The sequence below is a fragment of the Methanobrevibacter thaueri genome (genome assembly GCF_015062905.1).
Lineage (GTDB): Archaea > Methanobacteriota > Methanobacteria > Methanobacteriales > Methanobacteriaceae > Methanocatella > Methanocatella thaueri_A.
In genome coordinates this window covers 1-10,979 of the sequence record NZ_SUTK01000047.1, presented here as the reverse complement: position 1 = coordinate 10,979, position 10,979 = coordinate 1, and the positions used below count along the sequence as shown (strand labels likewise).

Below are 10,979 nucleotides of genomic sequence, written 5' to 3'. Positions count from 1 at the left end.
ATCAACATATTTGCAAAAATTCTTCCAGAAAACATAACCTTAACAGAAAATAACATTATTGAGTTATTTAAGGATTCGATTGATTATCTTGCAGTACATTTTATATTCATGTGGTCTAAATTAACATTTCAAGAACAAAAAATAATCATTTCTTTACTTGGAAACCCTAAAAGGAGAATTGAAATAGCAAACACTTTAGAGGTTACTAGCGGATCACTTAATAGGCCATTGAATCGCCTGCTTGATTTTGACTTAATTGAATATGTAAATGACAAATACCAAATTACTGACCCAATACTCACCTACTGGCTTCAAAATAGTCATGAAAAGAATGGAATATATCCATTTAGAAGTATTTAATTAGCATTAGTTTTGGATTTGCTTTCAAAAGTTTTTTAATTATTACAAAATAAAGTATCCTAGAGTTCAGAGGTGTTAAAAGATAAGCATGCGAACTATATCATACGTTTTATACGAATTATTCGTATTTTTATCCTTATATTTTAGGTGGATTGTGGTTCTTTTTCAAAAATAGTTAAATGTATGAAAAATAATTGTATTTATCAAAAAACAAAAAGTAGATGAATTAATTATTCATCCAATAATTCAGGATTTTTAGAATTCTTCTTACTAATTACAGATTTGCCGGTTACTGCTTCAAGTTCTTTTCTTGCATTTCCTGCAATGTTCCCACCACGTTTTGCAACATCACGGCTTTCCTCAAAACCATCGGGATTTTCAACTTTACTGATTTCAGTTGTTGATGCTTCTGCCAGCATGTTTAATATTAATTCCATGTTTGTCATGTTGTCTCTTAGGCCTTCTTTTTTAAGTCCTTTGTGTTGCTTGTATTCTTTTGTTGACATTCCAGACCATGCTTTGGATATATCATCAGTTAGAATTGCATATTCAATTCCTTCGTTGACCCCGACCCTATTCCATTCGGCGGTTAGTTCCTTTCTGGTTTCAATAGTTCTCATTCTTTGGGTTATCCATTCTTCGGAGTAACCTTTTTGGCGGTAGGTATTGATCGCCCTTTGCATGGCAATTTCGGGATCTGCTATTTCTTCAAGTCTTTCTTTACCTATTTGGGCTAACCATTGTTTGAATGGTTCTGCTTTTGGTGAAGGGACTGATTGTACGATTCTTAATAATTGTTTAGTGTTAGCAGCATCAGTTTTATAAAATTTATCGTCTGTTGATTTCATTTTAAGTTGTACGATATTTTCGTACAACTGACTTCCTTCTTTTTTAAGTTTTCTTTTTAAGTCAGACCAATACCTTCTAGGATTTTTACTTTCTGTAAGAACCGCAATAACGTCTATTACTGAATAATAGTAATCTTCGATTTCAGGATCCCATTTGGTTCTTATTTTATACTCTTCAAATAATTTTATAGCATACTTTTCATCCATAACATTACCTCCTTTAACTTAATTAAGGATAAATTAATTATTATTATATTAAATTAGGAAGTAAATATAGTTTTTGTTTGAAATTAAAGCAATTTTACAAAGTTAGAGCAATTTTATGAAGTGAGAGCAATATTACACTATCAAACAATAGTATTTTTAAATTTTTAACAGTGTCAAAAAATTTAATTATAACTACAAAACAAATTCTGTATCAGAGTTTCAGTGCTTGAAATCGATAAGTATCGGAACTTTTTTATAAGTTTTATACGAATTATTCGTATTTTTATAGATTTTGTCTTTGGGAAATTTCTTTTATAAAAATTGCTCTACTTTTGTAAAATTGCTTCAACTTTATAATATTGTATTCATTTAAACCAAAAAGCTTATAAAATTTCTAATTTAAAATAATATTAAATTAAATTTTTTAAAATATAAAATAAAGGTTTTTAAAATGAGAGATTATTCTATTGAGGAGGCAATTGAAATAATTAATTCCTGTGATGAATCATTCATGCCTGATACTAAACATTTTGATGTTAGGAATATTCAACGGATTGGAGATTTTGGCTTAATCTTTGAAACATTCTTACACAATCCGTTAATGGGGATTATCAAGCAAGATTACAATAAATTTAGATTATATTTTGAACACAATCAGAGACCTACAAAAGATATATCATTAGTGATAAGTATAAATGATAATAAAGATGTGAAATTTGTAACTGTTATGGAAACTTTCAGAAATCAGAGGGTGAGAAAATGAATAACAAAGTAGTATATGATTATGACCGTCAAGGGGACTCATTATTCATATATTGTATTGATGATTATGAATATGAAGTTTCACTTGAATTAGACAATGATGTGATTCTGGATATTGATAAAGAAGGTAAACCTATTGCATTTGAATTTCTAAATGCATCTAAAATATTCAATCTGGATAAAAGTCATTTTAATAATTTAACTAAAATTACTATTCAATCAATAATCACTGAAGAAGCTATAAATTTAAAAGTCAAATTAGCAGTTCCGGTCCATAATAAAACACAAACTTTTGGAATGAATAGAATCACAACTAATTTAAATGGTATTCCTGCTATTGAATCTGAACTGGTTACAGCATAACATTATTCATTACATCTTAACAACCTGATTTTATAATTATTTAGAAAATAAATTTGTATCAGAGTTGCAATGCTTGAAATCGATAAGTATCTGAACTTTTTATAAGTTTTATACGAATTGTTCGTATTTTTCATCGAAAATACGCATATGAAGAGTTTTTAGTTGAAGAAATACTTAAAAATAATAAAACAAGGATGAGAATCCTTGTGTTCATTGTATTTTTCTAATTTTTTGTTTTCTTCATCATGTACATGTCATTGTTTTCATAAGAGTCATTACTTAAAAAAACATGGTGAAAGTTGAGAATATAAGAACGGTTGGCCTAACAATCAATGGTCGAATAAGATTACATATTTATACTAAAAGAAATATTATAATAATATAGTTAAAATCCATTGCCTGGATTACTTTTTCAGATAGTTCTTTTAGACGTGTATCCGAGTGGTCAAAGGAGTAAGATTCAGGGTCTTATGCATCAGTTGCTACGTGGGTTCGAATCCCACCGCGTCTATTTCTTGTTTTTTAACTTTTTAAGAGTACATTGAACCTTAAATACTTTATATGAACTGTTTTATTAAAGTTTTGGTGGTGGAGAATGAGGTTGCGAACTATATCATACGTTTTGTAGTTTCCATCGTCAAAACATCCTGTTCAAAGTTATCAACTCAAGATAAAAATTGAAGATTTTTCAATTTCAATAAAATTAAATAATAAAAGTAAAATATATTATATATAATATTGGATTTAATCTCTCTAAATTAGAATTGTTGTAATAAATATTCAACTGTTTGAAAAATAGATGAACGAAGTCAATGATTAATATTTATTAGGATTTTTTATAATTTTCATTGAATTATCATTTGATGAATAAAATTGAAAATGAGGAATAAACATGGCTGAAACAATGAAAGCTTGGAGAATTAATGAATTAGGAAAACCTCCTGTATTGGAAGAGGTACCTATACCAGAACCTGGATTTGGCGAAATCTTAATTAAAATGAAAGGCGCTGGAATGTGCAGAACCGACCTTGAAGTTATCGATGAAGGTTTTATCACAGTTCCATTTGAAGGACCATTCACATTTGGTCACGAAAACGCAGGAACTGTTGCAAAACTTGGACCTGGAGTGGACACTGTTGAGGTTGGACAGAATGTCATTGTAGACACATTGCATGCATGCGGTAAATGTCAATACTGTCTTTCAGGCCGTGACAACTTCTGTGAAGTTGCAAGTGCACGTGGTCTTAAAGAAGATGGCGGAATGGCAGAATATATGATTGCTGATGCAAGAGAAGTTGCACCTTTAGGGGACCTTGATCCTACAGAATACGTAGCATTAGCTGATGCAGGTTTATCTCCATATGGAGCTGTACAAACTGCAAAACCATTCATTCCAAACAATGGTACTGCTGTAGTTATTGGTGTAGGCGGACTCGGATTCTACTGTTGTCAATATCTGGCTTTAACAACCTCTGCCCGTATTATTGTAGTTAACAGGTCAGCTGATAAAATGGCTAAAATGACTGATTTCGGTGCTGATGAATTGGTTGTTTTAGATGATAATGCATATGATAAGATTATGGAATTGACCGATGGTAAAGGTGTAGATGCCGTATTCGACTTTGTAGGTAGGGATAACTCTTTACAACTTGCTGCACAAATTACCAAAGGATTAGGCCTTATTTCTATTTTAGGTCTTGGTGGAGGAACACTCCCTGTAAGCTGGACTACAGTTAAACCTGGTGTTATGGTAAGGTTAACACAAGGTGGAACTATCACCGACCTGTATGAGATTATGGACCTGGCAAAAGCTGGAAAAATAACAGTTCAAGCTCAAAAATACCCATTCAGTAAAGTTCTAGAAGCGCTTGATGACTTAAGAAATGGAAGAGTTGAAGGTAGGGCTGTTATTACATTTGAAGAATTTGACGAATGAATTTAAAGGACTTTCAATGTCCTTTTTTTATTTTTTTTGGACAAATCCTAAATAAAATCGAAGTTAATATAATTGACATCATAACTTTTTAGCCCATCAGAATTTTTTGTTAAAGTTTAGTGGTGAAAAATAAGTATGCGAACCATATAGTTCGTAATATACGAACTATTTTGTTCACTTTAAACGAACAGTTCGTATTCTTTTTAGCTTTACCATTATTAAATGTTCATATTTATTGTTATTTTATTAAACACTCGCTTTATTTTCATTTTATAGTTACCTTTATTAAGCAATAATTTTAGATTATATTATAAGCAATGGAGGATTGCCAAATGAACGAACAAAAACCAATACAAATATTCTCAAACTTGAACGATAACGTTGGTGTCAATGTTGTAAAAAGTCCAGTAAAGCTAACAATTCTAGAAATGCTGAGAGACACTGAAATGGAATTTGATGAAATAGTCAATAACACAGGAAAATCAAAATCAACCGTTTCAGTCCATTTAAAAAGTTTAAGGGAAAGCGGAGTAATATCTTATAGACTTCATCCAAAGGATAACAGAAAAAAGATATTCTACATAAACTCAAAATACCTCGGTTCAGTCAACATAACCGAACCTAAGGAGATTGAGGAAACCCAATCAGACTATATAATTAAAAACATCATCCAAAATGATGAGGAATTCTCAACATTACTGTTCCACACATTAAAGGCGATGCTCATTCAGGAAGGAGTAAACATAGATCCAATCCTCCAGGCAACCGGAAACAGCATAGGAAAGTCAATTTTTGGCATGCTATATGATGACGACTTGGATGTTTTCATGGAAAACATTGCTAATTACTGGCAAAGAAAAGGCCTTGGAAAATTAACTTTCAATGTCGGCCAAATAATCAAGGTCACTACATATGACTGTTTCGAATGTAAATTGCTCCCAAGGACAGGCAAACCTGCATGCTTTTTGGACACCGGAATATTGGAAGGGCTATTCAGCGAATTCTTTAATTTGCCCGTTAGCGTAATCGAAATCCAGTGCTATACAATGGGTGATGAAAAGTGTGTGTTTGAGATAGAACCTCAACACATCAAATCATACTAATCATCATCGAATTGGATGATGGTGGTTGTAAGGTAAGGCTTTTCATTTGAAAATCCTTCAATTATCTTTTCATTTTCACGTGTACAGTTCTGTACGGAATATATTTCTTTAGGTCTGTTTTTTTTCTCAATTGTTGATTCCAGCTTGGAAGTGTTTCTAGAAGCCTTCATAAGAACAATTGAATCGCTATAGTCAAGGATTTCTTCCAGTCTGTCGTCAATTTTAGGCACAATTGTTAAAATATCATTTTGCTCAACCAATGCCTTGTTTCTTGCGGCCGCACATGCTGTAAATGATGTAATTCCAGGTATTGTTTCTATTTCATACCTGTCGATCAGTTTTCTTTGCACATATGAGTATGTGCTGAAGATTGAAGTGTCTCCAAGTGTAATGAATGCAACGTCCCTTCCGCTGTCAAGATATTGCGCAATCATTTCAGAAGCGCTGGTCCATATCTTTTCAAGTTCCTTTTTGTTTTCAATCATTGGAAAAATAGGTTCCACTATCATCAATCTTCTATAGTCCTTTCTTTCTTCAAGTATTGGCCTGACAATGGATAATGCAATACTTTCCTTTTCTTTTGATGATTTTGGTGAGAATACTACCGGAACAGTTTTTAAAACTTTAGCGGCTTTCAGGGTTAATAATTCAGTATCTCCAGGTCCCACACCAATTCCAATCAATTTTCCTTTTTTAACCATATAATCACTTTAACATTTTAAATACAATTTTGCAAAATACTTGTCTACTACTTATTTATAGTACTACTTCACTAATATATTTTTGATGTCAAATTCTATGTTTTGTCCAAATTGTGGAATGTTAAAAAGTAATTGCGTTTGTGGAAAATACGATAGAGAAAAACCTAAGGGTCCAACTAACTTATTTAGTTTTTCTAAGCCTAGAAAATCATCCATATTGGATGATGAGATTCCTGAGGTATATTCTGTTGACGATTATCAGCAGGATGAAGGAACCGCAGCGTACCTTAAGGAAATCTATCCGCATATCGATGATGAGATAATAGCAAATTTCCCATTCGAACAGCCAAGACTTGGACAATTGGAGATTATACAGGATATTAACGATGCAATCAAAAAGGGTTATAAGTATATCATTTTGGAGGCCGGAACAGGTACGGGCAAGTCCGCTATAGCCACAACCCTTGCCAAAATGTATGAATCAGCTTATATACTGACCATGACAAAGCAGCTCCAGTCCCAATATTCCGATGAATTCGCTTTCCCGCTGGTTAAGGGAAGGGGAAATTTCGCATGTTTGCATGGCAATCTGGAGATAACATGTGATATGGGGGACTGCAAGACTGCTCCAACATCCAGCAAGTTTTTCTGCCCTTACGGGGTTGCCAAAAATCCGACTTTGGATGCGGAGCTCGCATTTGAGGATTCATTTGGTGGAACAGTGTTTTACCAGTCAGACGCCCACTGCCATTACTGGAATCAGAAGGCCAATGCAATCAACTCTCCGATAACTCTGATGAATTACGATTATGCAATTGTTGAGCTTAATTATGTAAAGCATTTCGGGACCCGTTCCCTGCTGATTCTCGACGAAGCCCACAACATCGAAAACAAGCTGATGTCAACAATGGAGCTGACACTGTACAACAGGTCTCTTGAAAAGGATATCAGCAAGACAATGTCAGAATCACTTTTGAAGGACGGCGAAATTGAAGATTGGATAATGGAAATCGATGCAATCAGGGAAGCATATGAAGAGATTGAATTAAAGGATTTGAGCAAGAACAAGGCAGACAGAATCAGATCAACAATCGCCCGCCTCAAGACACTTAAGAACAATCTTGAAAAGGAACCTAAAAATTGGGTAATCGACACCGATGAGACAAGCGTCTCCTTCAAGCCGCTGAGGGTTCACCATTATGCCAAAAGCAACCTGTTGAAATATGGTGATGTCGTAATATTTATGAGCGCAACAATCCTGTCTCACAAGATGTTTTCCAAATGGCTCGGCCTCAATCCGAATGAAGTCTATCATATAAAGGTTGACAGTCCGTTTACAAAGGAAAAGAGACCTATCATTCTTAATTTGGCAGGAAAAATGTCTGCCAACAGAATAAAAAACACCGCTCCGAAGACAATTCCGATATTGCAGGAGATTCTAAAGAAGCATGAAGGCGACAAGGGTCTGATTCATACCCACAGCTACAAATGCCAGCAGTACATTACAAACAACCTCTACAATTCAAGGCTGGTTTCCCACACTTCACAAAACAGGGAGCAGGTATTGAACTTCTTTGAAAAGGATGACAATCCGTTGGTTCTGGTATCTCCATCAATGAGCGAAGGTGTGGATTTGCCTTATGACAAGTGCAGATTCCAGGTAATATATAAAATACCATTCCCTTATCTTGGCGATAAGCAGGTCAATATGCGGATGAAAAGGGATAAGAAATGGTATGCCTATAAGACTGTCATGACATTGATGCAGGCTTACGGGCGTGGTATGAGGGCAGAGGACGATTCATGCTACACATACATAATCGACAGCGACATCAACATGCTGTTCAAAAGCCCTATGTACCGGTCATTGATTCCGGACTTTTTCAAGGAAGCTGTTGTTCGCGTTAAAAAATAAGCGGACCTGGAGGGATTTGAACCCTCGATCTTGGGATCCGAAGTCCCACGTCATTCCTAACTAGACCACAGGCCCCGTATTAGAAATATAATTTTTTTTATTCTTGTCTTTCTTTTGAATCTAGTGTGATTATCGGTACTTCCTCAATATCTTCAACTTCGGCAAAAATGTCATCGATTGATTCGCTTTCAAGTTTTGCATGCTCATATTCGATTTCTTCAATTTCCTCTTCAGTCAAAGTCTTTTTTGCAGGAGGCAAATCATCGATATTATCCTTAAATTGCACTTTTTTAGTAGAAGCAGTAGGTTTTTTGAGAGAAGTCTTCAAATCATTAACGTCAAATTCTCCTATTTTGTAAGCGTCTTTGTCTAGGGGAATTTCGCTTTTTGGCATCGGTTTTTGTGACGGTTCTTCATTTTTGGTGTTGGTGTTGTCTTTTTTTTCATTATCAATGGAATCTATACTGCTTGTAATCTTCTCAAAAGGATTTTTAATGTTAAACAATCTGTATATTCCATAGATTAGCAAGAGTACTCCTGCTATTAAGAAAACAACAAACATAAAACTACTTTCACCAGCAACAACATTGTCAATTACCCTGTCACTGCGTGATTGGAATATGAATATTGATATGATGACCAGTATTATTCCAAGAACTGAACTAATGATGGCCAGAATGGATCTGCCTCGAACTTTTGCATTTATTGCATTATCGAAGTTTTCACTGATTTCTCCGACTAGGTCTCCTTCGAAATCATCATATTCATCTTTATCGGAATCAATACTTTTTGGAGCTTTGATAATATAATCTTCATTGATTGGGGTTTCTTCTAAATTAATAGCATTGTTGTATTCATCATTAGGACGATATATGAATTCGTCATCAATTTCCGGAACTTCAAAATCATCTTTGTTCTGATTAAGATAATCGATTAACTCACTGTCTTCCTCAATTTGTTCGTATGATTCGTCAGTGACATTGTCAATCATATCTTTCAGATTTGAAATACGATGCTCTTTTTTAGAATCTTTCATGAGAAAACCTCAGTCATAAGCTCTCCATTTATGTTTACATTTTTCACATTCGAAAAAGCGTGTTGGAGCTTCATCTCCACTACGGGTTTGTTTTAATTCATAATAAGCTTTATCATGGCCGCATTCAGGGCAAATTTCTTTTATAGTTGAACGCATATCTTCAACTTCACCTAAATCCTTTACGGTTTCTCTAGCTTCATGGTCCCCAATGGAAACATTTTCGTACTTGTCGGTATTTTTTTCCTCATCTGTGTATCCGCAAGTATTGCAAGTTAAAACACCATTTTTTGGAAACATGATAGATTTACATTTAGGACAAAATTCCATTTAATCTCCTCAATTGAATTATATGTAAATAATATTATTCTTAATCTATTTAAATATATAACCTAAAAAACCTATTTTATGGCTTTTTTCAAACAATCATTAATTATTTGTCTGTGGTCAAAGGCAATGTCAATTTCACCGATTTCATCATATGAAAAAATACCGATTTCTTTTGCATCACTGTCCGCTTTCATAGCACTTAAATCTCCTTTTGCAGTGAATGCAACGGTTACTGTGTGGCCCCTTGGGTCCCTGTCCGGTTTGGAATAAACGTTGACCAGATCAATCAGTTCCACGTCTATGCTGGTTTCCTCTTTGGCTTCCCGTACTGCTGCGGTCTCTACACTTTCACCATATTCAACAAATCCTCCCGGAAGCGCCCAGCAGTTCTTGTAAGGATCATTCAATCTTTTGATTAAAATAAAATTAAAATCATCATCAAAAATAAATATGTCGGCTGTTAGGGAAGGGGTTTTGTATTTTGACATCAAACCACATTAAAAAAATAAATTTTGAAGCTATAAAGCTTCATCAATAAGTTGTTTAAAATCAGAACTTTCTTTTTGTAATTCTTCTGCTGCCTTTTTCAATACGCTTCTAGGCCTTTTTCCCCTTTTGGTCTTAATTGTCATTTGTGGCTTTCCAGTAAGAGGGTGATCGATATTGTAAACAGCATATTCAACATCTGGATCTTGCATTAAGACATGTCTTAAAGCATTGAAAACTCCGTGACTTTCATCTTCAACTTCAAAAGTGAGTTCTAAAGTTTTATCCTCAATAATTTTAAAATTTTCCATTTTATCAACCTTAATTAATCATTAACATAGTTTTTAGAGACTTTACGTCTTTCTTTTTTGTTACAAGTATTGCACTGAAGCTCATTATCTTTTTGTGTAGTGTGCATGAAATCTCTACAACGGGTGCACATTGCCTTTAGGACTCCACAATCATCGTCAACTGTTCCTAAATCAACATTGTCTCCAGTTATCTTAACAACTTTTGCTTGAATGATGTCTCCAATTCTAAAAGCATCAGACAATTTTTCCAAATAATCCTTTTTAGCTTGTGAGATGTGTATGGCTCCCATATAAGGTAATGCCAATGGTCTGCCATTGTCTTTCATACATTCGATTTTCACATTTGCCCTTTGAGGTTTGATATCAGTTATTTGGCCATAAACGGTATCTCCCACTTTCAAAAGAGCTGGTTTTGCATCTGACACAACAGAAATAACCTTCATTTTTTGATTAATTTTAACATTTCCAAGCACTGCTGATTTGATGTCGCCATCATCGTCATAAGTACCTTCCCCTGGCAGATATTGCTCGATTATTCCTAATTTATCTCCAGGCATCACTATTTTTTCGTCTTCTATACTCATATTAAAATCACCAAAAATATAAAAATTTCTTTAATATAAT

The 10,979-nt window shown here is 34.0% G+C and carries 12 protein-coding genes, 2 tRNA genes and 1 pseudogene; 7 read left to right on the top strand and 8 right to left on the bottom strand.

Annotation, left to right across the window (positions count from 1 at the left end):
* Positions 1-360, top strand: a pseudogene (locus E7Z79_RS07915) (ATP-binding protein); the annotation flags it as partial.
* 230 nt (positions 361-590) lie between these two features.
* Here the strand turns inward: E7Z79_RS07915 and E7Z79_RS07910 are convergent.
* Positions 591-1,415, bottom strand: a complete 825-nt coding sequence (locus E7Z79_RS07910) for a BRO family protein (RefSeq protein WP_303739419.1) — start codon at positions 1,413-1,415, stop codon at positions 591-593.
* Positions 1,416-1,866: 451 nt separating this feature from the next.
* On the opposite strand from E7Z79_RS07910, the gene E7Z79_RS07905 reads away from it, so the two are divergent.
* The 5 genes from E7Z79_RS07905 to E7Z79_RS07885 all read left to right on the top strand — a co-directional run bounded on the left by E7Z79_RS07905 (position 1,867) and on the right by E7Z79_RS07885 (position 5,579).
* Positions 1,867-2,178 carry a hypothetical protein gene (locus tag E7Z79_RS07905; protein ID WP_303739418.1) on the top strand — a complete coding sequence of 104 codons (312 nt, stop codon included), beginning with the start codon at positions 1,867-1,869 and terminating at the stop codon, positions 2,176-2,178.
* Positions 2,175-2,540, top strand: a complete 366-nt coding sequence (locus E7Z79_RS07900; protein ID WP_303739417.1) for a DUF2283 domain-containing protein — start codon at positions 2,175-2,177, stop codon at positions 2,538-2,540. Before E7Z79_RS07905 ends, E7Z79_RS07900 begins: the two co-directional genes overlap by 4 nt.
* Positions 2,541-2,967: 427 nt before the next feature.
* A tRNA-Leu gene (locus tag E7Z79_RS07895) sits at positions 2,968-3,051 on the top strand.
* Between the two features lie 381 nt (positions 3,052-3,432).
* Positions 3,433-4,476 carry an NAD(P)-dependent alcohol dehydrogenase gene (locus E7Z79_RS07890; RefSeq protein WP_303739416.1) on the top strand — a complete coding sequence of 348 codons (1,044 nt, stop codon included), beginning with the start codon at positions 3,433-3,435 and terminating at the stop codon, positions 4,474-4,476.
* A gap of 332 nt (positions 4,477-4,808) precedes the next feature.
* On the top strand, positions 4,809-5,579 hold the full coding sequence (locus E7Z79_RS07885; protein ID WP_303739415.1) for a V4R domain-containing protein: 771 nt from the start codon (positions 4,809-4,811) through the stop codon (positions 5,577-5,579).
* Here E7Z79_RS07885 and cobI read toward each other — a convergent pair.
* The gene (cobI, locus tag E7Z79_RS07880) at positions 5,576-6,280 is read right to left on the bottom strand and encodes a precorrin-2 C(20)-methyltransferase (RefSeq protein ID WP_303739414.1); all 705 of its coding nucleotides are present in this window, start codon (positions 6,278-6,280) and stop codon (positions 5,576-5,578) included. The genes E7Z79_RS07885 and cobI overlap by 4 nt on opposite strands.
* Positions 6,281-6,365: 85 nt before the next feature.
* On the opposite strand from cobI, the gene E7Z79_RS07875 reads away from it, so the two are divergent.
* The gene (locus tag E7Z79_RS07875; protein ID WP_303739413.1) at positions 6,366-8,195 is read left to right on the top strand and encodes a helicase C-terminal domain-containing protein; all 1,830 of its coding nucleotides are present in this window, start codon (positions 6,366-6,368) and stop codon (positions 8,193-8,195) included.
* A gap of 1 nt (position 8,196) precedes the next feature.
* Here E7Z79_RS07875 and E7Z79_RS07870 read toward each other — a convergent pair.
* The 6 genes from E7Z79_RS07870 to E7Z79_RS07845 all read right to left on the bottom strand — a co-directional run bounded on the left by E7Z79_RS07870 (position 8,197) and on the right by E7Z79_RS07845 (position 10,939).
* Positions 8,197-8,270 (bottom strand) — tRNA-Arg (locus E7Z79_RS07870).
* 22 nt (positions 8,271-8,292) lie between these two features.
* Positions 8,293-9,231 carry a topoisomerase IV gene (locus tag E7Z79_RS07865; RefSeq protein WP_303739412.1) on the bottom strand — a complete coding sequence of 313 codons (939 nt, stop codon included), beginning with the start codon at positions 9,229-9,231 and terminating at the stop codon, positions 8,293-8,295.
* A gap of 9 nt (positions 9,232-9,240) precedes the next feature.
* Entirely contained in the window at positions 9,241-9,558 is a 318-nt protein-coding gene (locus E7Z79_RS07860) for a transcription factor S (protein WP_303739411.1), read from the bottom strand.
* A 71-nt stretch (positions 9,559-9,629) separates the two neighbouring features.
* The gene (locus E7Z79_RS07855) at positions 9,630-10,046 is read right to left on the bottom strand and encodes an NUDIX hydrolase (RefSeq protein ID WP_303739410.1); all 417 of its coding nucleotides are present in this window, start codon (positions 10,044-10,046) and stop codon (positions 9,630-9,632) included.
* A gap of 30 nt (positions 10,047-10,076) precedes the next feature.
* On the bottom strand, positions 10,077-10,355 hold the full coding sequence (locus tag E7Z79_RS07850) for a DNA-directed RNA polymerase subunit L (protein WP_303739409.1): 279 nt from the start codon (positions 10,353-10,355) through the stop codon (positions 10,077-10,079).
* A 14-nt stretch (positions 10,356-10,369) separates the two neighbouring features.
* A complete protein-coding gene (locus E7Z79_RS07845) occupies positions 10,370-10,939 on the bottom strand; it encodes an exosome complex RNA-binding protein Csl4 (RefSeq protein WP_303739408.1) in 570 nt (189 codons plus the stop codon).
* Positions 10,940-10,979 lie beyond the last annotated feature (40 nt).

What these genes read in the sequence shown, in the direction of transcription:
- E7Z79_RS07860 (WP_303739411.1), bottom strand. Translation starts at nt 9,558, where the DNA reads ATGGAATTTTGTCCTAAATGTAAATCTATCATGTTTCCAAAAAATGGT.
- E7Z79_RS07885 (WP_303739415.1), top strand. Translation starts at nt 4,809, where the DNA reads ATGAACGAACAAAAACCAATACAAATATTCTCAAACTTGAACGATAAC.
- E7Z79_RS07890 (WP_303739416.1), top strand. Translation starts at nt 3,433, where the DNA reads ATGGCTGAAACAATGAAAGCTTGGAGAATTAATGAATTAGGAAAACCT.
- E7Z79_RS07900 (WP_303739417.1), top strand. Translation starts at nt 2,175, where the DNA reads ATGAATAACAAAGTAGTATATGATTATGACCGTCAAGGGGACTCATTA.
- E7Z79_RS07875 (WP_303739413.1), top strand. Translation starts at nt 6,366, where the DNA reads ATGTCAAATTCTATGTTTTGTCCAAATTGTGGAATGTTAAAAAGTAAT.
- E7Z79_RS07910 (WP_303739419.1), bottom strand. Translation starts at nt 1,415, where the DNA reads ATGGATGAAAAGTATGCTATAAAATTATTTGAAGAGTATAAAATAAGA.
- E7Z79_RS07855 (WP_303739410.1), bottom strand. Translation starts at nt 10,046, where the DNA reads ATGTCAAAATACAAAACCCCTTCCCTAACAGCCGACATATTTATTTTT.
- E7Z79_RS07905 (WP_303739418.1), top strand. Translation starts at nt 1,867, where the DNA reads ATGAGAGATTATTCTATTGAGGAGGCAATTGAAATAATTAATTCCTGT.
- E7Z79_RS07850 (WP_303739409.1), bottom strand. Translation starts at nt 10,355, where the DNA reads ATGGAAAATTTTAAAATTATTGAGGATAAAACTTTAGAACTCACTTTT.
- E7Z79_RS07865 (WP_303739412.1), bottom strand. Translation starts at nt 9,231, where the DNA reads ATGAAAGATTCTAAAAAAGAGCATCGTATTTCAAATCTGAAAGATATG.
- E7Z79_RS07845 (WP_303739408.1), bottom strand. Translation starts at nt 10,939, where the DNA reads ATGAGTATAGAAGACGAAAAAATAGTGATGCCTGGAGATAAATTAGGA.
- cobI (WP_303739414.1), bottom strand. Translation starts at nt 6,280, where the DNA reads ATGGTTAAAAAAGGAAAATTGATTGGAATTGGTGTGGGACCTGGAGAT.